Origin of the sequence: Halolamina sp. CBA1230, from assembly GCF_002025255.2 — an archaeon.
Lineage (GTDB): Archaea > Halobacteriota > Halobacteria > Halobacteriales > Haloferacaceae > Halolamina.
The window spans coordinates 754719-779651 of sequence record NZ_CP054587.1; the positions used below are offsets into that span (position 1 = coordinate 754719).

General features: G+C 69.3%; 29 protein-coding genes. 14 read left to right on the forward strand and 15 right to left on the reverse strand.

What is annotated here, in order from left to right; translation table 11 throughout:
- Genes B4589_RS03760 through B4589_RS03770 form a run of 3 tightly spaced genes read left to right on the forward strand, consistent with a single transcriptional unit; the run spans position 1 to position 3601 of the window.
- Positions 1-1278: a Single-stranded DNA binding protein gene (locus tag B4589_RS03760; protein ID WP_079233017.1), complete on the forward strand. Its 1278-nt coding sequence runs from the start codon at positions 1-3 to the stop codon at positions 1276-1278.
- Positions 1275-2828, forward strand: a complete 1554-nt coding sequence (locus tag B4589_RS03765; RefSeq protein ID WP_079233018.1) for an RPA family protein — start codon at positions 1275-1277, stop codon at positions 2826-2828. The genes B4589_RS03760 and B4589_RS03765 overlap by 4 nt, the downstream gene beginning before the upstream one ends.
- Positions 2828-3601, forward strand: coding sequence for a metallophosphoesterase (locus tag B4589_RS03770; protein WP_079233019.1), 774 nt, complete (start codon positions 2828-2830; stop codon positions 3599-3601). Before B4589_RS03765 ends, B4589_RS03770 begins: the two co-directional genes overlap by 1 nt.
- Here the strand turns inward: B4589_RS03770 and B4589_RS03775 are convergent.
- Complete coding sequence (locus B4589_RS03775) at positions 3598-3861, reverse strand: hypothetical protein (protein ID WP_079233020.1); 264 nt, start codon at positions 3859-3861, stop codon at positions 3598-3600. The two genes, B4589_RS03770 and B4589_RS03775, sit on opposite strands and share 4 nt — an antisense overlap.
- Before the next feature lie 75 nt (positions 3862-3936).
- On the opposite strand from B4589_RS03775, the gene B4589_RS03780 reads away from it, so the two are divergent.
- Positions 3937-4488 (forward strand): GNAT family N-acetyltransferase, encoded by a 552-nt coding sequence (locus B4589_RS03780; protein ID WP_079233021.1) that lies wholly within the window; start codon positions 3937-3939, stop codon positions 4486-4488.
- 48 nt (positions 4489-4536) lie between these two features.
- Positions 4537-4722, forward strand: coding sequence for an HEWD family protein (locus B4589_RS03785; RefSeq protein ID WP_079233022.1), 186 nt, complete (start codon positions 4537-4539; stop codon positions 4720-4722).
- A 9-nt stretch (positions 4723-4731) separates the two neighbouring features.
- Here the strand turns inward: B4589_RS03785 and B4589_RS03790 are convergent, their stop codons facing one another.
- On the reverse strand, positions 4732-5418 hold the full coding sequence (locus B4589_RS03790; RefSeq protein WP_079233023.1) for an HAD-IIB family hydrolase: 687 nt from the start codon (positions 5416-5418) through the stop codon (positions 4732-4734).
- A 45-nt stretch (positions 5419-5463) separates the two neighbouring features.
- A complete protein-coding gene (locus tag B4589_RS03795) occupies positions 5464-5691 on the reverse strand; it encodes a hypothetical protein (protein ID WP_079233024.1) in 228 nt (75 codons plus the stop codon).
- Between the two features lie 85 nt (positions 5692-5776).
- On the opposite strand from B4589_RS03795, the gene B4589_RS03800 reads away from it, so the two are divergent.
- A complete protein-coding gene (locus tag B4589_RS03800; RefSeq protein WP_079233025.1) occupies positions 5777-6250 on the forward strand; it encodes a hypothetical protein in 474 nt (157 codons plus the stop codon).
- 87 nt (positions 6251-6337) lie between these two features.
- Here B4589_RS03800 and B4589_RS03805 read toward each other — a convergent pair whose 3' ends face one another.
- Positions 6338-7411: a phytoene/squalene synthase family protein gene (locus tag B4589_RS03805; RefSeq protein WP_079233026.1), complete on the reverse strand. Its 1074-nt coding sequence runs from the start codon at positions 7409-7411 to the stop codon at positions 6338-6340.
- A gap of 135 nt (positions 7412-7546) precedes the next feature.
- Here B4589_RS03805 and B4589_RS03810 point away from each other — a divergent pair, with 135 nt between their 5' ends.
- A complete protein-coding gene (locus B4589_RS03810) occupies positions 7547-8689 on the forward strand; it encodes an acyl-CoA dehydrogenase family protein (protein WP_079233027.1) in 1143 nt (380 codons plus the stop codon).
- 30 nt (positions 8690-8719) lie between these two features.
- Here B4589_RS03810 and B4589_RS03815 read toward each other — a convergent pair whose 3' ends face one another.
- The 5 genes from B4589_RS03815 to B4589_RS03835 form a co-directional block, all read right to left on the reverse strand.
- The gene (locus B4589_RS03815; RefSeq protein WP_079233028.1) at positions 8720-10399 is read right to left on the reverse strand and encodes a histidine kinase N-terminal 7TM domain-containing protein; all 1680 of its coding nucleotides are present in this window, start codon (positions 10397-10399) and stop codon (positions 8720-8722) included.
- A gap of 70 nt (positions 10400-10469) precedes the next feature.
- Positions 10470-11243 carry a hypothetical protein gene (locus tag B4589_RS03820; protein ID WP_143414260.1) on the reverse strand — a complete coding sequence of 258 codons (774 nt, stop codon included), beginning with the start codon at positions 11241-11243 and terminating at the stop codon, positions 10470-10472.
- Between the two features lie 278 nt (positions 11244-11521).
- Positions 11522-12439, reverse strand: coding sequence for a mechanosensitive ion channel family protein (locus B4589_RS03825; RefSeq protein WP_079233030.1), 918 nt, complete (start codon positions 12437-12439; stop codon positions 11522-11524).
- A complete protein-coding gene (locus tag B4589_RS03830) occupies positions 12439-12681 on the reverse strand; it encodes a YhbY family RNA-binding protein (protein ID WP_079233031.1) in 243 nt (80 codons plus the stop codon). Before B4589_RS03830 ends, B4589_RS03825 begins: the two co-directional genes overlap by 1 nt.
- A 94-nt stretch (positions 12682-12775) precedes the next feature.
- Complete coding sequence (locus B4589_RS03835) at positions 12776-13060, reverse strand: ribonuclease P protein component 4 (protein ID WP_079233032.1); 285 nt, start codon at positions 13058-13060, stop codon at positions 12776-12778.
- Between the two features lie 98 nt (positions 13061-13158).
- On the opposite strand from B4589_RS03835, the gene B4589_RS03840 reads away from it, so the two are divergent.
- From B4589_RS03840 to B4589_RS03855, 4 genes are read left to right on the forward strand one after another with little or no spacing between them, the layout of a single operon-like run.
- The gene (locus B4589_RS03840; RefSeq protein ID WP_079233033.1) at positions 13159-14226 is read left to right on the forward strand and encodes a glycosyltransferase family 4 protein; all 1068 of its coding nucleotides are present in this window, start codon (positions 13159-13161) and stop codon (positions 14224-14226) included.
- 25 nt (positions 14227-14251) lie between these two features.
- On the forward strand, positions 14252-15361 hold the full coding sequence (locus B4589_RS03845) for a glycosyltransferase (protein WP_079233034.1): 1110 nt from the start codon (positions 14252-14254) through the stop codon (positions 15359-15361).
- 47 nt (positions 15362-15408) lie between these two features.
- Complete coding sequence (locus tag B4589_RS03850; RefSeq protein ID WP_079233035.1) at positions 15409-15615, forward strand: DUF1918 domain-containing protein; 207 nt, start codon at positions 15409-15411, stop codon at positions 15613-15615.
- Positions 15616-15671: 56 nt separating this feature from the next.
- Positions 15672-16115, forward strand: a complete 444-nt coding sequence (locus B4589_RS03855) for an RNA-binding protein (RefSeq protein WP_079233036.1) — start codon at positions 15672-15674, stop codon at positions 16113-16115.
- 75 nt (positions 16116-16190) lie between these two features.
- Here B4589_RS03855 and B4589_RS03860 read toward each other — a convergent pair whose 3' ends face one another.
- Together B4589_RS03860 and B4589_RS03865 are read right to left on the reverse strand one after the other, a co-directional pair.
- A complete protein-coding gene (locus tag B4589_RS03860) occupies positions 16191-16748 on the reverse strand; it encodes a thioredoxin family protein (RefSeq protein WP_079233037.1) in 558 nt (185 codons plus the stop codon).
- A 54-nt stretch (positions 16749-16802) separates the two neighbouring features.
- Positions 16803-17969: an FAD-binding oxidoreductase gene (locus tag B4589_RS03865; RefSeq protein WP_079233038.1), complete on the reverse strand. Its 1167-nt coding sequence runs from the start codon at positions 17967-17969 to the stop codon at positions 16803-16805.
- A gap of 217 nt (positions 17970-18186) precedes the next feature.
- On the opposite strand from B4589_RS03865, the gene B4589_RS03870 reads away from it, so the two are divergent.
- On the forward strand, positions 18187-19155 hold the full coding sequence (locus B4589_RS03870) for an ornithine cyclodeaminase family protein (RefSeq protein WP_079233039.1): 969 nt from the start codon (positions 18187-18189) through the stop codon (positions 19153-19155).
- On the opposite strand, the gene B4589_RS03875 is transcribed toward B4589_RS03870, so the two are convergent.
- Together B4589_RS03875 and guaB are read right to left on the reverse strand one after the other, a co-directional pair.
- Positions 19156-19812, reverse strand: coding sequence for a HalX domain-containing protein (locus tag B4589_RS03875; RefSeq protein WP_079233040.1), 657 nt, complete (start codon positions 19810-19812; stop codon positions 19156-19158).
- 93 nt (positions 19813-19905) lie between these two features.
- Positions 19906-21396 carry an IMP dehydrogenase gene (gene guaB / locus B4589_RS03880; protein WP_079233041.1) on the reverse strand — a complete coding sequence of 497 codons (1491 nt, stop codon included), beginning with the start codon at positions 21394-21396 and terminating at the stop codon, positions 19906-19908.
- A gap of 221 nt (positions 21397-21617) precedes the next feature.
- Here guaB and B4589_RS03885 point away from each other — a divergent pair, with 221 nt between their 5' ends.
- Both B4589_RS03885 and B4589_RS03890 read left to right on the forward strand, forming a co-directional pair.
- Positions 21618-21800, forward strand: a complete 183-nt coding sequence (locus B4589_RS03885) for a hypothetical protein (RefSeq protein WP_079233042.1) — start codon at positions 21618-21620, stop codon at positions 21798-21800.
- Between the two features lie 2 nt (positions 21801-21802).
- A complete protein-coding gene (locus B4589_RS03890; protein WP_079233043.1) occupies positions 21803-22774 on the forward strand; it encodes a DUF5794 domain-containing protein in 972 nt (323 codons plus the stop codon).
- Here B4589_RS03890 and B4589_RS03895 read toward each other — a convergent pair.
- Positions 22771-23481, reverse strand: a complete 711-nt coding sequence (locus B4589_RS03895; protein ID WP_079233044.1) for a helix-turn-helix domain-containing protein — start codon at positions 23479-23481, stop codon at positions 22771-22773. The two genes, B4589_RS03890 and B4589_RS03895, sit on opposite strands and share 4 nt — an antisense overlap.
- 75 nt (positions 23482-23556) lie before the next feature.
- Positions 23557-24924, reverse strand: coding sequence for a glycerate kinase (locus B4589_RS03900; RefSeq protein ID WP_255246122.1), 1368 nt, complete (start codon positions 24922-24924; stop codon positions 23557-23559).
- Between the last annotated feature and the right edge of the window lie 9 nt (positions 24925-24933).

A 24933-nucleotide genomic window follows, 5' to 3' on the forward strand; every position in this document is an offset into this window, starting at 1 on the left:
ATGGACGTAGACAAACACGCCGAGGAGCTCGCCTCCGCTCTCGGTGTTGACAAACAGGAGGTCAAAGAGGACCTGGAGAACCTCCTCCAGTACAGCGTTCCGATCGACGAGGCCAAACAGAGCGTCCGCCGGAAACACGGCGGCGGCGGTGGCGGCGACGCCACCCCCGAGTCGCTCGAACTGTCGGAGCTGACGACCGAGCACGACAACGTCACCGTAACCGTGCGCGTGCTCACGAAAGGGACACGTTCGATCCGGTACCAGGGCGAGGACATCACCATCCGCGAAGGGGAGTTCGCCGACGAGACGGGGACCGTCTCCTACACCGCGTGGCAGGAGTTCGGCTTCGAGCCGGGCGACACCGTCACCGTCGGCAACGCCGGCGTCCGCGAGTGGGAGGGCAGCCCCGAACTCAATCTTGGCGACAGCACCAGCGTCGCCCTCGAGAGCGAGGAGCTGGACGTGCCCGACGAGATCGGCGGCGAGCGCGACCTGATCGACCTCGAACCCGGCGACCGCGGCCGGACCATCGAGGTGCAGGTCGTCGAAGTCGAGGAGCGCACGATCGACGGCCGGGACGGCGAGACCGAGATCCTCTCGGGCGTCGTTGGCGACGGGACCGGCCGGCTCCCCTTCACCGACTGGGACCCCCACACCGAAATCGAGGAAGGGGCGAGCGTCCGTCTCGAGGACGTGTACGTCCGGGAGTATCGCGGCGCGCCCTCGGTGAACGTCTCGGAGTTCTCGACGGTGACGTCGCTGGAGGAGGACGTGACCGTCACCGACTCGGCGCCGTCGATGTCGATCGGCGAGGCGGTCGCCGGCGGCGGGCTGTTCGACGTGGCGCTCTCGGGCAACGTGATCGAGGTCCGGGACGGCTCGGGGCTGATCCAGCGCTGTCCGGAGTGCAACCGCGCGATCCAGAACGGCGAGTGTCGATCCCACGGCCAGGTCGACGGCGAGGACGACCTCCGGACGAAGGCGATCCTCGACGACGGCACGGGGACGTGTACGGTGATCCTCGGCCGCGAACTCACCGAGGGGATCTACGGCGGCGACCTCGACGACGCCCGCGAGGCCGCCCGCGAAGCGATGGACCGGGAGGTCGTCGCCGAGGAGATCGCCGCGGCACTGGTGGGCGACGCCTACCGTGCCCGCGGCTCGCTCTCGGTCGACGAGTACGGCGCGAACCTCAACGCCGACGCGTTCGAACCCGTAGAGGAGGAGCCCGAGACGGCCGCGCGTGAACTGCTCGCGGAGCTGGGGGTGGGCGCATGAGCGCCGACTCCGGCCCGGGCAACCGCGAGATCGCCCGCCGACTGTTCGCCGCGGAGTTCGACGACGCGACGCTGTCGTACTCCGAGAGCGACGAGGAGCGCGCGCCGAACTACGTCGTGACACCGACGGGCGCACGCGTGAACCGGCTGTTCGCCGTCGGCGTGCTCACGGAGATCGAGCAGGTCAACGAGGACAGCCTCCGCGGGCGCGTCGTCGACCCGACGGGCGCGTTCGTCACCTACGCCGGCCAGTACCAGCCCGACGAGCACGCCTTCTTGAACCGCACCGAACCGCCGACGTTCGTCGCACTCTCGGGCAAAGCCCGGACGTTCGAGCCGGATGACTCCGACCGTGTGTTCACCTCCGTCCGCCCGGAGAGCATCAACGAGGTCGAGGCCGAGACGCGGGACCGCTGGGTGGTCTCCGCGGCCGAGCGCACGCTCCACCGGATCGCAGTGTTCGCCGAAGCGCTCGACTCGGAGCGTCGCGGCGACGACCTCCGCGCCGCACTCGAGGCGGCGGACGTCGACGCCTCGCTCGCCGCAGGGGTGCCGAAGGCGATCGACCACTACGACACCGGCCCCGCCTACCTCGAAGCGGTCCGCTCGCTCGCGGTCGAGACGGTCGAGCAGGTCGCCGGCGAGCGCGACTCGGTCGGCTCGCTGGAGACGCTCCCCGACGACGACACGCCGACCGAACTCGGCCCGCTGCCCGACGTGTCGATCGACCTCGACGACGTCGAAAGCGAAGCAGCCGAGGCGGAGTCCGAGCCGGAAACCGTCGAACCGACGACGGAAGGGACGGAGTCGAGCGAACCGGAGTCGAGCGAATCGGAATCGGCCGAACCCGAGAGCGACGAAGCGGAGCCGGACACGACCGACGCCGAGGCGTCCGAGCCTGCGGAAGCGGAGGCCGAACCGTCCGAGGAGACGAGCGAACCGGCGACCGACGAAGCGGAATCGGAGGCGTCCGAAACCACCGAGGAACCGCCCGCCGACGAGGAGTCTGCCGCAGAGCCGGATGACGAACCTGCCGAGGAGGAAGTCGACGACTCCGACGCCGACGAGTCGGTCCAGGACACCGTCGAGAGCGAGGCCGAGGAGCTCGGCGACTTCGATCCCGAGGAGACGGTCGACGACGACGAGGAGGCGCTGAGCGAGGAGGAGCGCCAGGAGGTCAAAGAGGAGTTCGGCACGGAGTTCTCCACCGGTAGCGAGGTGGGCGAGCCCGGCGAGGCCGGCATCGACGTACCCAGCTCCGAGGAGGAACTCGAGGAGATCGAGTCCGAGATACCCGACGACGAGGAGGGAGCGACGGAGGAGCCCGAGGAAGAAGCGTCGGCCGACGAAGCCGACGTCGACCTCGAAGACGCGGCGGTCGACGCGATGGCCGAACTGGACGACGGCGACGGCGCCGACCACGGCGCGGTCGTCGAGCGCGTCGTCGACGAGCACGGCGTCGACGCCGGCGCCGTCGAGGACGCGATCCAGGACGCGATGATGAGCGGGAAGTGCTACGAGCCCAGCGACGGCACGCTCAAGGCGATCTGATGGGCGAGCCAGCGGTCGAACCGATCCCCGGCGCACCGGCGGCGACGCTCGATCTCGGCGAGGAACGCGGCCTCGCGGTCGCGGACTACCACGCCGGGATCGAGGTCGGCCTGCGCTACGAGCGCGGCGTCGAACTCGACTCGAACGCCGACGAGCGCCGGCGGCGACTGCTCTCTTTGCTCGATCGAACGAACGCCGACCGCGTGGTCGTGCTGGGCGATCTCGTCCACCGGATCGCCGAACCGGACGGCGTCGAGGCCGAGGAGGTGCGCGACCTGCTCGACGCGCTCGACTCGCGGGGAGTTCCGCTGACGCTCGCGACCGGGAACCACGACGGCGGCGTCGCCGACGTGTTTCCCGACCGGATCGACCTGTTGCCGACCGACGGTGGGAGGATCGACGACGTTGGGCTCGCCCACGGTCACACGTGGCCCGGCGCCGAGGCGCTCTCGGCGTCGACGCTCTGTATCGGCCACGAGCACCCCTCCGTTCGACTGACCGACGAGGTGGGCGGGAGCCGGGTCGAACGGGCGTGGCTCCGCGGGTCGCTGCGGCGGGAGCCGTTCCTGGAGGCGCTCGGCGACGACGGCGACGAACTCGTGTGGAACGACCCCGAGCTGGTGGTGTTCCCGGCGTTCAACGACCGCTCCGGCGGCACGTGGATCAATGTCGAAGGTGAGTCGTTCCTCTCGCCGTTCCTACCCGAGGCGTTGGCCGACGGCGAGGCGTACCTGACCGACGGGACGCGGCTCGGGTCGTATCGCTCGGTCTAGAGCAGGAATCCGACCGTCCCGACCACGGCAGCGACGACGGCGGCCCACCAGACCGGCGTCCGCCCCTCGGGGCCGCCGGCCCACTCGGGGCGGGCGACGCCGACCAGCGCGAGGAGCGTCAACAGCAGGAACCCCGCGAACGCGGCGACGTTCCCGGGCCAGACGCCGACTCGGGCGACCGCGATCCCCCACGAGAGACTCTGTGTGGCGCCGAGCCAGCAGAGGGCGAGCCAGAACGTCCGGCGGGGAGTGAACTCCACGCCGGTTCGGGCGGGTGGACCGACCGAAAAGCTGTCGGACGAAACCCTCAAGCCGGCGGCGGGAGAGCCGCGAGTATGGAGATCCGCGACGCCGAACCCTCGGACGCGGCGGCGATCGCCGCCGTCGCCCGGGAGTCGTGGCACGCCGCCTACGACGACATCCTCGGCGCCGAGACGGTCGAGGCGACCGTCGACGAGTGGTACGACAGCGACTCGCTACGGGAACAGGTTCGCGAAGTCGCGGAAACCGAGGGAGGCTGCTTCCTCGTCGCCGACGACGACGGCGTGGTTGGGTTCGCCAACGCCGGTCCGGCACGGGACTGGGCGAGCGATCCCGACGACCCGGACGCGTTCTTCTCGCGACTCTACGTCGCCCCCGAGCGCTGGGGGGAGGGAGTCGGCACGGAACTCACCGCTCACGTCGCCCGACAGCTCCGCGGGGCGGGGCACGACCGCGTCTGGCTGGAAGTGTTCGACGCCAACGAGCGGGGGAGTGGGTTCTACGAGTCGCTGGGGTTCGAGCGGATCGGGAGCGTCACCGAGACGTTCGGCGGCACCGAGGTGACGACGCTCCATCTCGCCGCGTCGCTACCGGGGCTCGTCGAAGCGACGCAGACCGTCGGGTAGCCTGCCGTCGGCGGAAGGTTCATGCCCGTACCCTGCCTCGTGGCACCAATGACCGATCTCCTCCGTACGCCCGACCGGCGCGCCTGCGAGCGCTGTGGCCGGGTGGAACACTCCGACGACGGGGTCTGGCGGGCCGACCGGCTCGGGGAGCTGTACTGCATCCACGAGTGGGATATCGACGGAGCGTTCGTCCCGATCGAGGGGGAGACCGCCGCGACAGCCGAACAGTACTGAGCCGTCGGGCTACTCGCCGTTTTTCGCTCGGTCCCTGATCGCCCGGAGCGCGTCCAGCGTGCCGTCGACGTAGCCGCGGTCGAGCACGCGATCCGCGGCACGTTTGGCGGTCTCGTCGGCGTTCGCGACCGCGTAGGACTCGCCGGCGACCGCGAACGTCGAAGCGTCGTTCTCGCTGTCGCCGACGGCGACGAACTCCCCGGGGTCGTGCCCGAGCGTCTCGGCGACGTCGGTCAGCGCCGCGCCTTTGCTCGCGTCCGGGCTCTTGAGGTGGTAGGCGTACCCCGAGTCGACGACCGCGAGGTCGAACTCCGCGGCGATATCTCGGAGCAGTTCCTCGTCGGCGGTGGGGCTGACCGCCACCTCCGTCTCGCGCCAGCGGTTCACGGTGTCGACGCCGTCCCAACCGAGGTCGCCGCCGCGCTCCTCGAACGCCTCGACCGCGGCGTCGACGCGCTCGGGGTCGCCCGCGTAGTCGAGGTGGCCGTCGACCAGCGCGACGCCGCCGTTCTCCGCGATGGCGCGCTCCGGGATCCCGACGAACTGACAGAGTGCGACGGGGTAGGGGAACGCCTTCCCCGTCGCCAGCACCACCGGCGCCTCCCACGCCGCGAGCAGGGGGAACGCCCGCGGCGCGATCGTCCCCTCGGGGGTGGTCAGCGTGCCGTCGATGTCCAGTGCCAGCGGCGGAACCATCGGTTCGGTGTCGGGCAGTGGTGCGGAAAACCGTCCCGGTCGGGCTCAGCCTTCCTCGCGCTCTCGGGCGAGACGCTGGAGGCCGTCGGCGGCGGCTTCGACGGCCCGCAACAGCCGCCAGCCGCCGTAGGAAGCGAGGAGTAGAACCCCGAACAGTGCCGGGATCACCGGGTCCCCGAGGAAGAACAGGCTCGCGGCGGCGACGAAGAGCAACCAGAGTGCCAGAACAGCCTTCACCCGGAGAGAGAGTCTCGGCGGGGTGTAGCGGGACACGGGCAGCGATCGTCCCCGGGTGACAAACCCGTTTCGACTGCGCGGGAGAACAACCCTTTTCGCCGTGGCCCCGGAACCCGGAGGTATGGCAGACGAACCCGACGAGGCCGACGAGCCCGCCGAGGAGAGCACCGAGGAGGGAGCGGAGGAGAAATCCTTCCGCGAGCGCGTCGAGGAGATCCGCCAGCGCCGCGAGGAGGAGCGCGAAGAGGGCGAGGCGCCCGGCCCGGAGGAGATGGGCGGCGGCCCGCCCGGCATGGGCGGCGAGGGCCCCGGCGGCGGCGGCGGCAACCCCTTCGCACAGATGATGTCCGGCATGATGGGCGGCGGTGGCGGCCCGGGCGGTATGGGTGGCGGCGGCATGGGCGGCGGCGGTCCCGGCGGCATGGGCGGCGGCCCGCCCGGTATGGGCGGTGAAGCTGCCGAAGAAGGCGGCGAGGGCAGCGAACGGCAGGCCCAGGCCGCCGAGGACATGGTGCGTGAGGTCCGCCAGCTCCGCGACGAGGTGCGCGACGCGACCCGCGAACTGCGACGGATCGCCGACGCGCTCGAGGACTGAGGCTTCGGTTCCGCGGCCTTCTCGTCGTTTCAGTGTGACAGCGTTCGCTCCCGAACAGTTAGCACCGCGAAAAGGCGCGGCGGCCGATCAGTCCGCGCTGGTCGGCTGCTGGTGGAACGGCGCGCTGGCGATCCGCTCGCGGAACGAGGGGAGCGCGTCCCGCCCCTTCGAACTCATCGCGCTCACGACCGCGAACACCTCCTTCCGGGACACCTTCACGCCGCGCTCGGTCAGCACGTCCTCGGGGTGTTCGCGCACCTCGCGGAGCGTCCCAACCGCGAGCAGGAACGGCACCGCCCACGCTTCGAGCGTGTTCCCGTCCCGGAGCGGGACGTGCTGGAGGTACGTGCCCGCGTCGTCGAGATAGGACCGCGCGAGGTCGGTGGTGCGCCGGACGACCGAGGTGGCGCCCTCGCGTTTCGCGGGGTCGAGCACTTCGTCCTGCCCGACGCCCTCCTCGGCCAGCCACTCGGCGGGGAGGTAGACGTTGTTCTCCTCGTCGTAGTCGTCGTACACGTCCTTCGAGACGTTGACCAGCTGGAGCAGCAGCCCGAACTCCTCGGCGGTCTCGTAGAGGGTCCGCTCGCGCTCGGCGTCGATATCCCCACGGGTGACGAGGTTCGTGATGAGGTTCCCGACCGTGCCCGCGGCGTAGTAGCAGTACTCCTCGAGTTCGCGCTTGTCGTCGATGCGGAGGCCGCCGTCGTCGGCGTAGCGCTCGACGAACTCGGCCATCCCGTCGACCATCTCCCGGACCGGCGGCGTGATCGCCTCCCGCACGTCGGCGGGCAGCGCCTCGAACGTGGCGACGATGCGGGGCGCGCTCGCGACGACCGCCCAGTCGGCGTTCCGTTCGTCCGCCGCGGGCAGCCACTCCTCGACGTCGGCGGCGAACGCCTCGATCTCGGTGTCGTCGGTCGGATCGAGCACCGCGTCGTACGTCCGGAGGAGGGCTGCCTGCTCGGCCGGCGGGATGTGGGAGGCGTCCTCCACGGTGTCGGCGACCCGACAGAGGAGATAGCCCAGACAGATGTACGAGTCCATCGGCTCCTCGAGCACGTCGACGGTGAGGGCGAACGTGCGGGAGACGTCTTGGACGGCCTCGTGACACCACGCGAGGTCTTCTGACGGAACGTCGGCGAGGGGGTCGGGTCCGGGCATTCGGTTTGGGGACCCTATGTGCAGCGGCGTTAAAAGTCTCTCCCAAGCGGTTCGCGAACCGTCGTTTTCCGACCGTTCGGGCGGGGTCAGGACGGGGTAGTAAACCCTAAGCCCGCGCCGAAAGGAGACGCAGGTATGGAGTTCAGTCTGGACGCCGAGCAGCGCCAGATCCGCGACACCGTCGCCGAGTTCGTCGACGAGGAGGTCGTCCCGCGGGCCTCGGAGATCGACAAGGAGGACGAACACCCCGCAGATCTGGTCGACCAGATGGCCGACCTCGGGCTGATGGGGATGCCGTTCCCCGTCGAGTACGGCGGCGCGGGTCTCGACTACCACAGCTACGCCATCGGGATCGAGGAGATCTCCCGAGGGTCGGGCGGGCTCGGCACCGTCGTCGCCGCCCACACGTCGCTCGCGGGCAACATGCTGTACGAGTTCGGCGACGAACATCAGAAGGAGGAGTACCTCACGCCGCTCGCGGCGGGGGAGGATCTCGGCGCGTTCGCGCTCTCGGAGGCCGGCGCGGGCAGCGACGTCCCCGCGATGAACACCACTGCTGAAAAGCAGGGCGACGAGTACGTCCTCAACGGCGGGAAGCTCTGGACCTCCAACGGCTCGGTCGCGGACACGGTGACGGTGTTCGCCAAGACCGACCCCGACGCGGGCAACAAGGGGATCAGCTCCTTCGTCGTCCGGCCCGAGAGCGACGACGGGTTCATCGTCGAGAACACGGAGGAGAAGCTCGGCGACAAAGGGTGTGAAACCGCCGAACTGCGGTTCGACGACCTTCGGCTCTCCGAGGACCGACTGATCGGCGACGAGGGCGAAGGGTTCGTCCAGGCGCTGAAGACGCTCAACGGCGGGCGGATCTCCATCGCCGCCCGCGGGGTCGGGATCGCCCGCGCGGCGAAGGAGGCCGCAGTCGAGTACGCCACCGACCGCGAGCAGTTCGACCAGCCCATCGCGGAGTTCCAGGCGATCCAGCACAAGCTCGCCGACATGGACACGAAGGTGCAGTCGGCGAAGCTGCTGATGCACAAGGCCGCGGACCTGAAGATGCGCGACGAGGAGTACATCAAGGAGGCCGCACAGGCGAAGCTCAAGGCCAGCGAGGTCTCCCGTGAGGTCGCCAACGAGGCGATCCAGGTCCACGGCGGCTACGGCTACACGAAGGATTTCCCCGTCGAGCGCTACTACCGCGACGCGAAGCTGAACGAGATCTACGAGGGCACCAGCGAGGTGCTGCGGAACACGATCGCCCAGCAGCTCTTGGACTGAGCCGACCCCCCGGCTGACCGAACTAGGCGCTCACTCCCGTGAGTCGCTCCTCGACGCCAGCCGGAGGCGAACCCCGATTCGCGAGCCGTCGGGGGTCGTCCGCGAGACGAGGTCGCCGTTCGACCGCTTGACGATCCAGTGGACCAGCCAGAGGCCGATGCCGGAGCCGTGGCTCAGATCCGTCTCCTCCTCGGCGTCGAGCACCTGGAGTTCGAGCTGGGGGATACCGGGCCCGTCGTCCTCGACGAACAGCGTCACCCACTCGTCCTCGACCGACGCGTAGATGTCGACGGTCGCTCGGTCGGTTCGGTCGTTGTGGACGATCGCGTTCTCGACGAGCTCCCGGATCGCGAGATCGAGCTTCGGGTGAGCGGTGACCCACACGGCCGGCACGTCGACGGAAATCGACGAAGGCGTCCCCTCGGGTTCGAGGCTGGCGACGGCGTTGTCGACGGCCTGATCGAGCGAGAGCGGCTCGACCTGTTCGTCGGTGAACAGCTGTCCGACGTCTTTCGTCTTTCGCGTGGTCGCGATGAGCTCCTCGGCCGACGAACGGATGAAGCTGGCGTACTCCTCGGTGTCGCCGTCGGCGTCGGACTGGATCAGTTCCGCGTAGCCGGCGATGACGTTCAGTCGGTTGCGGAAGTTGTGTCGGAAGATGCGGCTGATGACCTCCTTGAACAGCTCCAGGTCCTGCTGGCGGTTCGTTATCGCAGTCACGTCGGTCAGGACGACGACGCGCCCCTGCGTCCCCCGGTAGTGTGTCACCGGCGATTCCTTGACCGAGTAGTACCGAACCTCGCCATCGCGTCTGATCGAGACGATGCCCGGGTCGGCATCGATCTCCGTCTCGCGGTGCGCTCGAAGCACCGAGGAGAGCTCCTCGGAGACGACGTCCGGACCGAGGAGGTCGGTCGCCTTTCGGTTCGCGTCCAACACCTTCCCGTCCGAACTGGCGATGAGGATGGCGTCTTCCACCTGTTCGAACGCCTGCTCACGGGCGATCGTCGCCGTCTTCAGGAACCCGTGTTGCTGTGTCGAGACCGCGAACGCGAGCCCCGAAAGGGAGAACACCATGGGAGTGGGGTAGAAGTAGACCGGGACGAACCCGGCCACCTTCACCAGGGTCGCGAGGGCGAGCATCGTGAACACGAACAGGAGATACACGACCTGTCTCCGACGAGTACCCGTGGTTCGGATCGCCTCGCCGAGCAGCATCCCGGTCGCAAGGCTGACGAGGAGGTAGCCGTACACCTTGACGACGAGCACTTTGACTGGGCCGCCGAACTGCGGGTAGTGGAGGATTCCCGCGGCGTCGACGTAGTACGCCTGGGTGTAGATCAGGTTCTGCGGGTTCCACCACGAGAGCACGAACAGCACAGCGACTGGAAGGAAGAGGCCGACGACGAGCGAGCGACGTGGGGGCTTCGTCCCGACGTACTCGTAGACGAAGAGGAACATCGCCACAGACGTCGTGGGGATGACCGCCCAGAAGACGTTCGCCAGCGCCAGCGTCGCTTCGGGCGATCGAAGGAGCGTGAACGTGCCGACTAACAGCGCCCAGACGCCTCCAAGCACCATTGTCACGACGAACCAGAGCACGCCGGGTTTGTGCCGGTCGTCGAAGAGGAGCAGGACAACGAGTACCGCCGGACCGACACCCAGAAACGTGAGGACCGCGGCCACGGTCGGTGGGAGCCACGGCGCCATTGTCCCACCATTGTGCTACCGGTGTGTTAACGGTACGTGTCTCCGGCCCGCCGATCCGGCAGTCAGGGGATCAGCCGGCCGTTCTCGCGGCCGCTGTGAGCCACCGAAACCCGGACAGGTACGCGAAGTAACAGCCGAGCAGGACGACGACGCCTGGCCCCCCGACTACCCAGAAGAACCCGGCTCCGGAGGCTTTCGCCCCGACGGCGAACAGCCGGGTTCGGGTGGCGCCGAGCCGGCTCGCGAGCGTCCCGTGGTCGACCTGCTCGTCACCTGTGACGTCGGCGACGTTCCGTGACTCCACCCCGGCGAAGACGACGAGCGTCCACGCGAGGAACGCGACCCCCACCGAAGCGGAGAGCGCGACATCGCCGACAGCGACGACGGTGGCGACGATCAGCGACGACCAGGTGACCGCGACGGTGAGAGAGTCGAGCACTGGCACCGTCTTCAGTTGGAGATAGACGACCAACACCACGAACGGGAGATGTGCGACTGCCAAAGCGACCAGCCCATCGGGCCGATGCAGAGGGAGTGAGGCGACGAGCAGGCCCTCGTAGGCGACCACCGCGACCAACTCTGTCGCCCGAAGCGGGCCGTCGTATCGCGTCACCAGCCGGCTCCGAGTCGGGTGGTTCAGCCAGTCGTCGTCGGAGACGGCTCGTCGGTCCCTGACGTAGACGGCGTAGACCACGAACGCCGGCAGGTAGAGCCCCCAGCCGAGCGCCTCGAGGGAGACGCCAAGCGCTATCGCTGTCACCGCCACCATCAGCACAGAGGCGACCGCGAGCCAGATGCTCAGCGTCAGGAAGAGTCGAAGCGCGTCCCAGAAAATGGTAGCCACGCCCCTGCGCTCTTTACCGACCGGCTGGGCCGACGAGGGAAGTCGTTCGGGCGGCATTCGACTACTGGGTGAAAAGTGGGCCGGCTACCCCCGGCGCCGGTCCCGCCGATCCCGAACAGTTCGTGTCGAAACCGGTAATGATGTACGTTCGGTTGTCAGTCAATTCGGTCATAAGTTCTAATTAGAAACACTATCCCTTGAAACGATGGGCCCATCGCGGCGTCGTGCGACCAACTCCCACGAGTGCAACTGGGTGGCTCGCCGGACGCCACGGTGGCTCAGTTCTCGACGAACTCCGGCGGCAGTTCGATCCCGCCGGAGAGTTCGCGCTGCGGGAACGGGATCTCGATGCCCGCCTCGTCGAAGCGCTGCTTGACGTTCTTGACGTACTCCGAACGGATCTTCACGAAGTCCGCCCGCGAGGGGTTGTCGATCCAGATGCGCGAGCGCAGGCCGACGTAGGAGTCCGCGAGTTCGGTCAGCCGGACGCTCGGTGCCGGATCCGTGAGGATGTCGGGGTGGCGCTCGGCCTCGTCGACGATGATGTCCGTCGCCTCCTCGACGTCGTCCTCGTAGCCGATCCCGAACGTGAACTGCAGGCGCAGCGTGTCCTTCGCGACGGGGTTTTTGATCACGCCGCTCGTGAGCTGGGAGTTCGGCACGGTGAGCAGTTCGTTGTCGAACGTCCGCACGCGGGTGACGCGGAACGAGATGTCCTCGACGATGCCGGAGTTGCCGTCCCACTCGATCCAGTCGCCGATGCGGAACGGGCGGTCGGTGTAGATGAACAGGCCGGCGACGAAGTTCGCGATCACGTCCTGCATCGCGAACCCGATCGCCAGCGTCGCCGCCGCGGCGACGGTCGCGAGCGACTGGAGGAAGTCGCCGAAGCCGGCGAAGCCGAAGGCGACGGCGACCCCGACGAACACGATCAGCACCGACGAGAGCTTCCGGATCGGCCGGCGGGCGTGCTCCTCGAGACCGCGATTGTCCAGCACGCGGTCGAGCAGCGGAACGACCGTCGCCTTCCCGACCAGGTACACTGCCGCGAAGACGACGACGAACACCACCGCGGCGCCGATGGCGTTGGCCAGCACGGTCGGGAGGAACTGTTCGAGAAACGCGGCGACGACCTGGTTCGGGTCGGCAGCCGCGCCGCCCTGGGCGGGCGCCGGCGTCGACTGCTGCAGTAGCATCAGTGGAACACCGCCGTGTGCCCGCGCGTGTCGACGACCTCGGCGTCGACACGGTCGGCGAGTTCGGCCGCCAAGGTCTCCGTATCGTCGGTGCCCCGCGCCGAGCGCAGGAACTTCGCCTTCACCAGCTTCTCGTTGTCCAGCTGGTCGGAAAGCTCGTCGACGACGGCGTCGATCCCGTTTTTCCCCACCCACACGGTCACGTCGAGGTCGTGAGCCTGCTTACGCAAATCCTCAGACATTCTTGTCGGGACGACTCACCGAGGAAGCTTTGAAGCTTCGGTATCGGGAGCCTCGGCTTCCTCCAACGGCTTCAGCCGTGCTCTTCCGCGTGCGTCAGTCCGCGTACGGGTAGCGAGCGGTCGCGCCACAGTCACACCGGCGGATCACGCGACCCCGCTGGAGCCGGACGCGGACGTTCACTCCCGGGCGCTGGAACACGTCACAGTCGTCGCAGGCCGACCGCGCGAACTTGCGAGGCAGGGAGAGCCGGTGGCGCTCGGCCAGCCGCCGAGCCAGCCGGACGTACTCCCGCGAGCGGTCGAACTCTCCCGCGGTCGTGGCCGCCTCGGCCAGCCCGGCGAGGCGGTCGATCCGCTCGGCGGCGATCTCGGCGCTCATCGCTCGTCCGAATCGAGTCGGGCGCCGGGGTTATCGTTTTCGGGGCAACGCGCGCAGGTCGGAACGTTGATGGATCCGACCTTCGAACGACGACGAAAGTGCGCGTCCTCGACTACCTCGAACAGGAAGATCGGATCCGCGGCGGCATCGTCACCGCCACTCGCCAGCAGCGGACGGCGCTCGCCGGCGCGGGCGTCGACGTGGTCGAGTCGCCGTGGGTCGGCGACGGCCCCGTCGACGCCGCGAGATCGCGTCTGACCGGCGGACGGGCGTTCAGGGAGTACGACGTGGCCCACTGCAACGTCGTCGGCCCGGGGAGCGTCGCCGTCGCCCGCCACGCCAAGCGCAACGACATCCCGCTGGTCCTGCACGCCCACGTGACCGCGGAGGACTTCGGGGAGTCGTTCCGGTTCACCGACCGTCTCGCGCCCGCGCTGCGCCCGTACCTGCGGTGGTTCTACTCGCAGGCGGATCTGGTGCTCTGCCCCAGCGAGTACACGAAGGGCGTGCTCCGGGAGTACCCCGTTCCGACGCCGATCGAACCCATCACGAACGGCGTCGACATCGACTCCATGGAGGGGTTCGAGGACCTTCGTGAGGAGACCCGCGAACGGTTCGACCTCGAGGGGATGGTGGTGTTCTGTGTCGGCGAAGTGTTCGAGCGCAAGGGGCTGACGACGTTCTGCGAGGTAGCGAAGGCGACCGAGTACGACTTCGCGTGGTTCGGCCACTACGAGGAGGGCGCCGCCGCCGGCGAGGCGACGCGGTACTGGACGAACAACCCACCCGAGAACGTCACGTTCACCGGCTGGATGGACGACAAACGAGCCGCGTTCGGCGCCGGCGACGTCTACCTGTTCCCGACCAAAGACGAGAACCAGGGGATCGCGGCGCTGGAGGCGATGGTCTGCGGGAAGGCGGTCGTGCTCCGGGATATCCCGGTGTTCGAGGAGTTCTTCACCGACGGCGAGGACTGCCTGAAGTGTGAGACCGAGGCTGAGTTCGTCGACGCGCTCCGCCGCCTCGACGAGAACCCCGACCTCCGGGATCGCCTGGGCGAGAACGCCCGCGAGACGGCTGCCGAACACTCCCTCGACCGCGTGGGCGAACGGTTAGTCGAGCAGTACGAACGCCTGCTGGGGGAGAGCCATTCCGGAACCCCTTAACCGCGCCTCGGACAAGCGCCCGCGCATGGAGTCGGTCGCCGCGTTCACGGACACCTACCTGCCGACGGTCAACGGTGTCACCTACACCGTCCAGAGCTGGCGGGACCGCTGGCAGGCCCGTGGCGGCCGGATGGAAGTGGTCTACCCCGACGCGCCGGAGTACGAGCCCGAGCCGGACGAACACCCCGTTCGATCGCTGCCGCTCCCGATCTACGCGGGCTACCGGCTCGGCGCCCCGCGCGTTCCCGACACCGTCACCGACGTGGACGTCGTCCACGCGCACACGCCGTTCGCGATCGGGCTCGCCGGGCTTCGACTCGCACAGAAACGGGAGCTCCCGCTGGTCGCGTCGTTCCACACGCCCACCTCGGAGTACGCGGCGTATCTCTCCTCGTGGGGGCCGGTCAAGAAGCCGACAGCCGCACTCAGTCGGCGCTACGAGTCGTGGTTCCTGAACAAGGCCGACGCGGTGGTCGTCCCCTCCGAGTCCACCGGCGAGTACGTCGCGACCGAACTCGGCGTCGACAGCCCGGAGGTCGTCCCGAACGGCGTCGACACCGAACGCTTCCGCCCGGTCGATCCGACAGCGTTCCGCGAGCGCCACGACCTCCCCACCGACCGGACGCTCGTCGGGTACACGGGTCGACACGGCCACGAGAAGTCGCTGCCCGCGATCATCGCCGCCTGCGACCGCCTCGATCGGGAGGTGACGGTCGTGTTCGGCGGCGACGGCCCGGCGCGGGCGGAACTGGAGGAGGCGGCCCGGAAACTGAACGTCGACGCGCGCTTCCTCGGCTTCCTCGATCGGGAGGAGCTTCCCGCGTTCTACGCCGGCCTCGACGCGTTCCTGTTCCCGAGCCCGGTCGAGACGCAGGGGCTGGTCGCGCTGGAGGCGTTCGCCTGTGGCACGCCGGTCGTCGGCGTCGACAGCGGCGCACTCTCGGACACCGTCGACGAAGGGGTGACGGGGTACCATTTCGAGCCCGACGACGTCGACGGGTTCGCCGACGCGATCGCACGCACGCTCGACGAGCGCGAGCGACTCCGGGAGAACTGTCTGGACCGTCGGGCGTCGATCAGCGTCGAGCACGCGGTGGATCGGCTGACGGAGATCTACGCCGCGGTTCGGGAGTGAGCGGGCGAATCACGTCGCTTAAATTCGCGCCGGCGGAACGGTTCCCCATGAGCTTCGAGAAAGGCGATACGGTCGTCCTTCACGACGAGCACAGCGAGTTCGACGGCGAGGAAGGCGAGGTCACGCAGGTGATGGAGACGATGTTCGGCGACCCCAACTACACGATCGTCTTCGAGGAGGGTCAGGAGGCCGGCATCCCCGAGGGCCAGCTGGATCTGGTCGCGGAAGCCGACGACGAAGAGCCTGAAGAGTAGATCGACCCCTTCCCCGTCGAGGAAGCCTTTTGCGCGCCGCACTCATACGGGTGAGCATGCCGAGCGTCCCGTTTCACTACGTCGACCTGCGGACCTTCTGCTACGCGACCGAGGACGAGAAACGCGTCGAGGAGGCGCTCCGGCAGTTCCTGCCCGAGGAGTACGAGATCGAGCGCGCGGTCAACCGCGGCCACCACGGCGACCGGATCGTGGTGTTCTCCGCCCGCGTCGACAACGCCGACGACGTGCGACACGTGCTCCGCCAGCTGAGCGAACTGTCGGACATCGACGACGTGATCGGCGAACTCGACGATCGCGTCGACGAGAACTGCGCCTTCTTCCTCCGGCTGAACAAGCAGGACGCGTTCAAAGGCGATGTCGAGCGCGGCCCGGGGATCACCCTGCGGGCGAAGGTGGAAGCCTACCCCGCGAAACAGCCCGCGGCCGTCGAGAACGCCCGCGAGGCGTTGGAGCAGGCACGCGAAGAAACGGAGCCCTAGCTCTCGACACCAGCCACGGGATCGAGCACCGGGACCGCCGGACGGGGGCGGCGAGCGATCACTCGCCGAAGTTAGTCACTTCCACTTGATCGAGCAGCCACGCGAGGGCTGCTCCTCGATATCGACCGCCTCACCCGAAAGCACCGCGTCGATCGCCTGCCGGATGTAGAACTCCGAGGGTTCCTCGTCGGGGTTGGGCGCGTCGTCGAGGCGGCCGTGATACGCCAGGGTCCAGGAGTCTCCCTCGCGTCGGAACAGGAACGGGTCGGGCGTGCAGACCGCGCCGTAGGCCGCCGCGACCTCCTGACTCTCGTCCCGGAGGTAGGCGTCGTAAGCGATCTCCCCGGACTCGACGTACTCCTGCATCGTCTCGAAGCTGTCCTCGGGGTACTCCTCGTCGTCGTTGGGGTTGATACCGACGACCGCGGCATCGTCGTACTCCGCGGCGAGCTCGTTCAGCAGGTCGAACTTCGCTTGCGCGTACGGACAGTGGTTGCAGGTGAACACGATCAGCAGCGCGTCGCTGTCGCTGAAGGTGTCCAGCGTGTACGTCTCGCCGTCGGTTCCTTGCAGCGAGAACGCGGGCGCCTCGTCGCCGTGTTCGAGTTCGGAGTCGGACTCTTTTGCGACCATGTGGGCCAGTTCGGCCGCCGATCGGAAGGTGGTTTCGTCCGCGGTCGCGTCGGCTCAGGCCACGTTCCGTTCGTGGAGCAGGTCGTCCCCTTCGAAGCGGTCGCTCGCGAGATCCGAGACGTCGACCGTCGACGCCTCGCCGTCGAGGACGAGTTCCGCGACCACCCGCCCGGTCGCGGGCGCGTGCTGGAACCCGTGGCCCGAGAAGCCGACCGCCTGCACGAACCCCGGGACCGACTCCTCGACGATCGGGTGATGGTCGGGCGTGACCGCGTACAGCCCGGCCCAGCCACGCCTGAGTCGCGTCCCGTCGCCGAAGTACTCGCAGTACACCGCGGCGCGTTCGACCGTTTCGACCGCCCAATCCACGTCGTACGACTCGGCGTAGGCGTCCGGGTCGGCCGTCTCGGGCTCGGCGTCGAAGTAGCCGCCGACGACCGCCGCGCCGTCGCGCTCCGGGCGGAAATGCGAACTCGTCTCCAGATCGATCGTGAGCGGGTCGTCCTCCGGCACCGGCCGCTCGGGATCGACGACGAGCGCCTGTCGTCGCTGTGGCTCGACGGGGATGTCGACGCCCGCCATCGCCGCGAGTTCGGCAGCCCACGGGCCCGTGGCGTTCACCACGGCGTCGGCCTCAATGTGGCCGTCGCTCGGCGCGCCGTCGCCCGCCACGTCGACGCCGACGACCCGGCCGTCGTCGAGTCGGACGCCGGTGACTGCCGTTTTCGTCCGCACGTCGACCCCCTGTTCGCGGACGGCGTCGGCGTACCCCTGGAGGGCGAGGTAGGGGTCCGCGAACCCGTCCCGGGGGTTGTACGTCGCCGCCGTAACCACGTCGGGATCGATGCCCGCACAGTACTCCGGCACCTGCTCGGGTGTCAGCAGCTCCGTCTCCGCACCCCGTTCGTGTTGGAGATCGACCTGCCGCTCCAGCCCCCGCGCGGTTTCCTCGGTCCGTGCGAGCATCAGGTAGCCCGTCTGCCGGAACGCGATGTCGACGCCGAAGCGCTCCTCGAACGACTCCCACGTCGACCGGCTGGCGAGCGAGAGGTCGACGTTGACCGCCGTCGAGAACTGACAGCGGATCCCGCCGAGCGCCCGTGCGGTGCTCCCCTCCCCGAGACTCTGCCGTTCACAGAGTACCACGTCCGCGCCGCGGTCGGCCAGCGCGAACGCGCTCGACAGTCCGACGATCCCCCCACCAACGACAACGACTCGCATAGAGCCCCTCGGCGTGGCGTGGGCAAAACCGTTGTGCCGACCTCGGGTATCCGTCACGGCGTCGGCACGAGTGGCGAACAGGCGACGCGTGGCTGCCGCGTGAGGGGCGCATCGCGCTCCCGCCTCGACTCCCCCACGGTTTCTCGGCGGTTCTGGTCGCGTCATCCCCCTTCAACGTTCGGCCAAGAGCTATCATCGCGGGAGCGAACGTAGGGGTATGCGCGTCCTCTCCGACGACGACGTGGCGGCACTGCTCGACCTCGACGACCTGCTGCCGGCGATCGAGCGGGCGTTTCTGAAACAGGGTCGCGATGAGGTCGAACGCCCAGATCGGCCGCATTTCCCGGTCGGGACGGGGATCGAGGGCGACGAGCCGCTGGGAACCGGGCTCACGATGCCGGCGTACATCCACGGCGACTCGCAGTACGCGACGAAGCTGGCGAGCGTCCACGAAGGGAACGCCGATCGGGATCTACCGACCGTGCAGGCACAGATCGCCGTCACCGACGCCCGGACGGGGGAGCCGGCGGGGCTGCTGGCGGGAACGCGGATCACGAACGCCCGGACCGGCTGTATCGGCGGGCTGGCGGCCGACTGGCTCGCGACCGGCGACGGACCCGTGCGGCTGGGGATCGTCGGCGCTGGCACGCAGGCGCGCTGGCAGACCCGCGCCATCGCGGCCGCGCGCGGCGTCGAGTCCGTGCGGGTCTACTCGCCCAGCGACTCGCGGGAGGCGTGTGCGGCCGACCTCCGTGCCGAGGGGCTCGACGCCGAGGCGGTCGACTCGGCGCGCGCCGCGGTCGGTGACGCCGACGTGGTCGTGACGGCGACGACCGCGACCGAGCCGGTGTTCCCCGGCGACGCGCTCACGGCCGGGACGCTCGTCGTGGCCGTCGGCGCCTACACCGCCGAGATGCGCGAACTCGACGCGGCGGCGGTTTCGCGAGCAGCACGGCTGTTCGCGGACGTTCCCGAGGAGGTGGCCGAGACCGGTGATTTCCCGGATCACGACGAAGATGCGTTCACGCCGCTCTCGGCCGTGTTCGAGGGAGAAGCTGGGCGGGAGTCCGACGAGGAGATACTGGTCGTCGCCTCGGTCGGGTCGGCGGTGCTCGACGCCGCGGCGGCGACGGCGCTGTTCGAGCAGGCGACGGCGGGGAGCGTCGGCACCGAGGTCGAACTCTGACTACTCCTGAACGCCGCCGAAGGGGTCCTCCTCGTCTGCGTCGTCGGCGAACGGTTCGCTCCCATCGACGTCCTCGAACGGGTCCTCGACCTCCTCGAACGTCCGAAACAGTGACTCGAACTCCTCGTTCTCGTCCATCTCGTCGATGGTGGTGTCCAACTCCGCCCGGAGCCGCTCCAGCCGGTCGGCGAGCTCCTGGTACTCCTCGTTGTCGGCGAGCTCGGCGTCGGTCTTCTCGGCTTCGAGCAGTGCCTTCTTCGAGGAGAGCGAGAACAGCTCCTGTACTCTCGCGTCGTACGTGCTCCGGCGTTCCAGGTCGCCGACGGTCCCCAGCAGCTCCTCGCGGGCGACCGGCTTGACGAGGTAGTCGTCGAACCCCATCCCGAGCACGTCGAAGTCGGGCTCGACGGCGGTCACCATCGCGACCTGGCAGTCGATCCCGCGCTCCTGGATCGCGTCGAGCACCTCGTCGCCGGACAGCCCCGGCATCCGTCGGTCGAGCAGCACGACGTCGACCTCGCTGTCGAGGTTCTCGAGCGCCTCACGGCCGCCGTAGGCAGTGCGGACACGGTAGTCGTCGCCGAGCCACGCGGCGTAGAGATCTGCCAGGTCTGCCTCGTCCTCGACCACGAGTACGAGAGGGCGAACGTCACTCATCTGATGGGAAGCGATAGGCTCTGGCGAATGACGGGCGGCCGACTATATCAAAATACCCCTTCCGCTGTCCGTCGTGCTGCCGCCCGAACGAACTCACTCGTTGGGGCTGTAGTTGGGCGCCTCGTCCGTGATCATCACGTCGTGGGGGTGGCCCTCGGTCTGGCCGGCCGAGGAGACACGGACGAACTCCGCGCGCTCCTTGAACCCGGGGATCGTCTCGGCGCCGACATAGCCCATCCCGGACTGCATCCCGCCGACGAGCTGGTGGAGTTCGGAGGCCAGTGTCCCCGTGTAGGGGGTCGCCGCCTCGACGCCCTCGGGGACGTACTCCTCGCCTTCCTCCTCCTCCTTGAGGTAGCGCTCGCCGCCGCCGGACTGCATCGCGCCGACGCTGCCCATCCCGCGGTACTGCTTGTACTTCTTCCCGTTCATCGTGATCACGCGGCCGGGCGCCTCCTCCGTCCCGGCGAAGTAGGAGCCGAGCATTACCGCGTCCGCGCCGGCGGCGATCGCCTTGATCGCGTCGCCGGAGTAACGGATCCCGCCGTCAGCGATCACGGGCACGTCGTGCTGGCTGGCCACGTCGGCCACCTCGGCGACGGCGGTGATCTGGGGCATCCCCGCACCGGAGACGACGCGGGTGGTACAGATGCTGCCCGGGCCGATCCCGACCTTGATCCCGTCGGCGAAGTCGACGCAGGCCTCCGCGGCCTCGCGCGTGCCGACGTTGCCGACGACCACGTCGGCGTCGACGGTCTCGGTGATCGCCTCCGCCGAGTCGAGCACGTTGAGGTTGTGGGCGTGGGCGCAGTCGATGAACAGCACGTCGGCGCCGGCCTCGTCGGCGGCGACCGCGCGCTCCTCCTCGAACGGGCCGACCGCGGCGCCGACGCGCAGGCGACCGTCCGCGTCGCGGGCCGCGTTCTCGTTCTCGCGGCGCGCGAGGATCCCCTGCATCGTCACGAGGCCGACCAGGCGGTCCTCGTCGTCGACGATGGGGACGCGCTCGATCTTGTGGTCGTACATGAGTTCGAGCGCGTCGCGGGCGCTCACATCCTCGCCGGCGGTGATGACCTCGTCGGTCATCGCCTCCCGCACCGTGTCGCTCTCGCCGACTTCGAGGTAGGGACGGATGTCGGTGCCGGAGATGATCCCCAGCACGGTGTCGTTCTCGTCGACGACCGGGGCGCCCGAGACCCCCTCCTGCTCCATCATCTCGTCGACGTCGTCGACGGTCTGATCGGGGGACGCCGTGACGACGTTCTCCCGCCGGATCACGAGCTCGTCGGCGCGCTTGACGCGAGTGATCTGGGCCTCCATCTCCGGGGTGTCCATGTTGCGGTGGAGCACGCCCAGCCCCCCCTCGCGGGCCATCCCGACGGCCATCTCGGCCTCGGTGACGGTGTCCATCGCCGCCGAGAGGACGGGGATCTGGAGCTCGACGGAGCTCGACACCCTGGTCGAGACGTCCGCGGCGTCGGGCTCGACGCGGCTCTCCATCGGGCGCAGGAGCACGTCGTCGAACGTCAGCGCTTCCGGCACTCGTAGCTTCTCCGAGAAAGGTTCCGAACCGTTACTCGCCATGTTGTCGGTGGTGACCCTCGACGCAAAAACGTTCCGTATCTCGAAACCGTGTGGCGAGGGTCACCACGCGACCGCACCCGTCTCTATCGACATATCTTCAGTTTCAGTCGCGATTCACCGAGAGTTCTTCGACGATTACCCAGTTTCACCGATGATCCGGGTGTGTTCGTGGGTCCCACTCTCACACAACGTTTATCGGCCTCTCCGGAGAACCAGTAGGTATGGACGTCGACTGTCTCGCCACGTCGCGCATCGCCGGCCAGCCGAACGCCAGTGCCGTCGACTCGCTCAAACTCACGTGGCGAACAGTGCGGCGGTTCCTCCCGAAGTTCACAGGATTCGTTTGCGGCTATCCGGAGTCGGGAGCACACCACCGTTTGGCCACGGGTGAGGCCGCCAGCTAGTCGTGAGCGTCTCGGACCACCCGATCGCGTTACGCCTCGAACAGCAGGTCGGCGGTGCGACGCGCCTGCTCGCGACCGTGATGGGGCTCCCGCTCGTCGACGGGATCTTCCCCGCGCTTGTCGTCGCCGGCGCGCTCACCACCGAGACCGGGGCTATCTCCCCCGGCGGCGTGCTCCAGACCGGGCTGTTGATCTTCGGTGGTTCGGCCACCGTCGCGGTTATTCTCGCGGAGATGGACGGCACGCCGACCGAGAAGGCGATCTCCGTCCTGCTGGTCGGTGCCGTGCTCGTCCCCCTCGCGGTGGTCGAGGCGGCGTTCGCCCAGACGCTGTACTCCCTGTTCGACCCCGACGTGTTCCAACGGTTCGCGGGGCTGGTGATCCTCGCGATCGCCGCCAAAACCGCCAGCGCCGAGGTCGGCACGTACCTCCCGGGGCCCGGCGCGATCGTCGGGCTGGGGATGATCGCCAGCTTCCGCGGCGGCGCCGAGCTGACGATGAACTTCGAGCTCGCGACGCTGTTGCCCGCGGCCGCCGCCGCCGGCACGGGGGTCGCGTTCGCGCTCGGCGTCGCGCTCGGCGCGCCGACGCTCCAGGGCGCGGTCGACATCGACCGCTTCCGGTTCGGGAGCTCGGTCGCGCTGGGGATGCTCGCGGTCGACGTGCTCGGCCTGCTCGCGACCGAACAGCCGGTCGCGCTGGGCGTGCTCGCGGTGACGGCGCTGCTGTCGTACGACCCCGACTCGAGCGGCGACATCACGGAGTCGACGCCCGACGAGCCGGCGTCGACGACGTACAGCCTCGACGCCGACAGCGAGGACCGTCCGGTCGACCTGACCTCGGAGCTGGCCGTCGACGGCGAGGGTGAGGAACGCGACGGCGCGGGTGCCGTGGGTGCGGCCGACGGCGGCACCGTCGAAGACGAGCCCGTCGAGGAGTCGCCCGACGAGCCGGAACGCCCGCCGTACCTCTAGCGCCGCCGGAGCCACCAGACCGCGGCGACGCCGAGCAACACCGCCATGCCGCCCAGGAAGAACAGGAGTCCGGGCGGGAGCCCGAGTGCGTCCTCCGCGGTCCGCACCGTCGTCTCGGCTGCGGGCGTCGGCTCCGGCGTCGCCGTGGGTTCGGGCGTCGCCTGGGAGATCCCGATGTCGCTGGACTCGGTCTCCGTGGCAGCCTCGGTCGCCGTCGCGTCGGCGCCGGTCTGGTAGTCCTCGGCGCCGCCGGTGCGGCCGAACGGGAGCGGGAGCTCGCCGAAGTACGCCTGCACGAGCAGGCTCACGATCCCGAGCGCCGCGACCGCGCCGATCAGCCGCGAGAGCGCGGCCTTCAGGCCAGTCGTGTCGTCCTCGGTGCCGGCGTAGACGATCAGCGGGGCGTCCGCGGGGCCGTACACCGTCATCTCGCGACCCTTCTCGGAGTACACCGTGTCGACCGGCTCGATCAGGCCGGCGTCATCGAGGTTACCGATGTGGTACTGGGCGTTCTGGAGCGAGAGGTCCATGCGGTCGGCGATCCCCGAGGGGGTCGCCGGCTCGTCGTGGAACTCGCGCAGCATCCCCCGAGCAGTGTCCGAGGAGAGCGCGGCAAGGGTCTCGCCCGCCTCGTCGCTGTCGACGCCGAGCACCCGCGGCTCCGGGTCGGGGTCGGCGTCCGGGGTGGAGGGCAGTATGTCGACCATACAGCCTCCGTTTTCGCGCCGGTCGTTGAAACTCTGTCCCCTCCCAGCCGTCCGGTCGCTGTCACGTTCGGTCGCTCAGCGCCGGCCGGGCACGACCAACACGCGGAGATCGTTCACGTTCGTCCCCGTCGGGCCGGTCCGGAGCGCCGCGTTCCGGCCGTCGAGAAACCCCAGCGAGTCGTTGCGGTCGAGCGCGTCACGAGCCGCGGATCGATCCGTCACCGTCCCGGCGTCGATCAGTGCGCCCGCGGCGTCGGTCGCCCCGTCGCGGCCGTCGGTGTCGACGGCGCCGACGACGAGATCGTCGCCGGCGTCGTCGGCCCGCCCAGCCAGCGAGAGGGCGGCGGCGAGCGCGAACTCGGTGTTCGGCCCACCTTTCCCCTCGCCGTGGACGTCGACGGTCGCCTCGCCGCCGGAGAGCAGGACTGCGGGAGGGTCGACGGGATCACCAGCCGCCGCGGCCTCCTCCGCGACGGCGACGTGAGTCGGCGCCGCCGCGGTCGCCTCGCCGCGCACCCGCGAGGAGAGCACGCAGGGTTCGTACCCCTGTTCCTCGGCGACCGCCGCGGCGGCGTCGATGGCGGTCCGGGCGCCGGCGACGACGTGGGTCGGCGCATCGGGCAGTGACCCGTCCGCCCCGGGCGTCTCGGGGTGCTCGCCCGACTCGCCGGCGTCGAGGTGTGACTTGACCGTCGGCACGTCGATCCCGTGGCGGGTCAGCACCGCGAGCGCGTCGGCGTACGTCGTTTCGTCGGGCACGGTCGGCCCGGAGCCGATCACCGAGGGCGGGTCGCCCACCACGTCACTCAGCGCGAGCGTGAGGACCGTCGCGGGTGCGGCCGTCGACGCGAGCCGCCCGCCTTTCACCTGTGAGGTGTGCTTCCGGACCGCGTTGATCTCCTCGATGTCGGCGCCGGCGTCGAGCAGCGCACGGGTCGATCGCCGGAGATCGCCGACCGAGAGGTCGCCCGCGGGCGCGGCCAGCAGCGCGCTCGCCCCGCCCGTGACGACCGTGAGCACGAGCGTCCGTTCGTCGGCCGCCTCGGCCATCCCCAGCAGTTTCTCGGTCGCAGTGACCCCTCTCGGCGTCGGAACGGGGTGGCCGCCCGCCTCGAGCGCGACCGCGCCGATCGACTCGCCGACCCTGGGATCGTCCTCGGGGACGACGATCAGGCCGTCGTCGATCCGGTCGCCGAGGCGGGCGTCGATCGCGCGGACGACGCCCGGCGCGGCCTTTCCGCCGCCGAGGACGAGCACGCGGTCGAACGCGGCGAGGTCGAGGCCGGTGGTCTCGATGGTGGTCACGTCGAGGTGGCCGTCGTCGACCGCCAGCGCGTCGCGGGTGGCTCCTTCGGGGTCGGCGCCGTCGACCCCGGCCGTGAGACAGTCGAGCGCGACCTCGTGGGCGGGCGAACGGGCGTGAGCCTCGCGGTTCTCGAACACGGCTCTGGC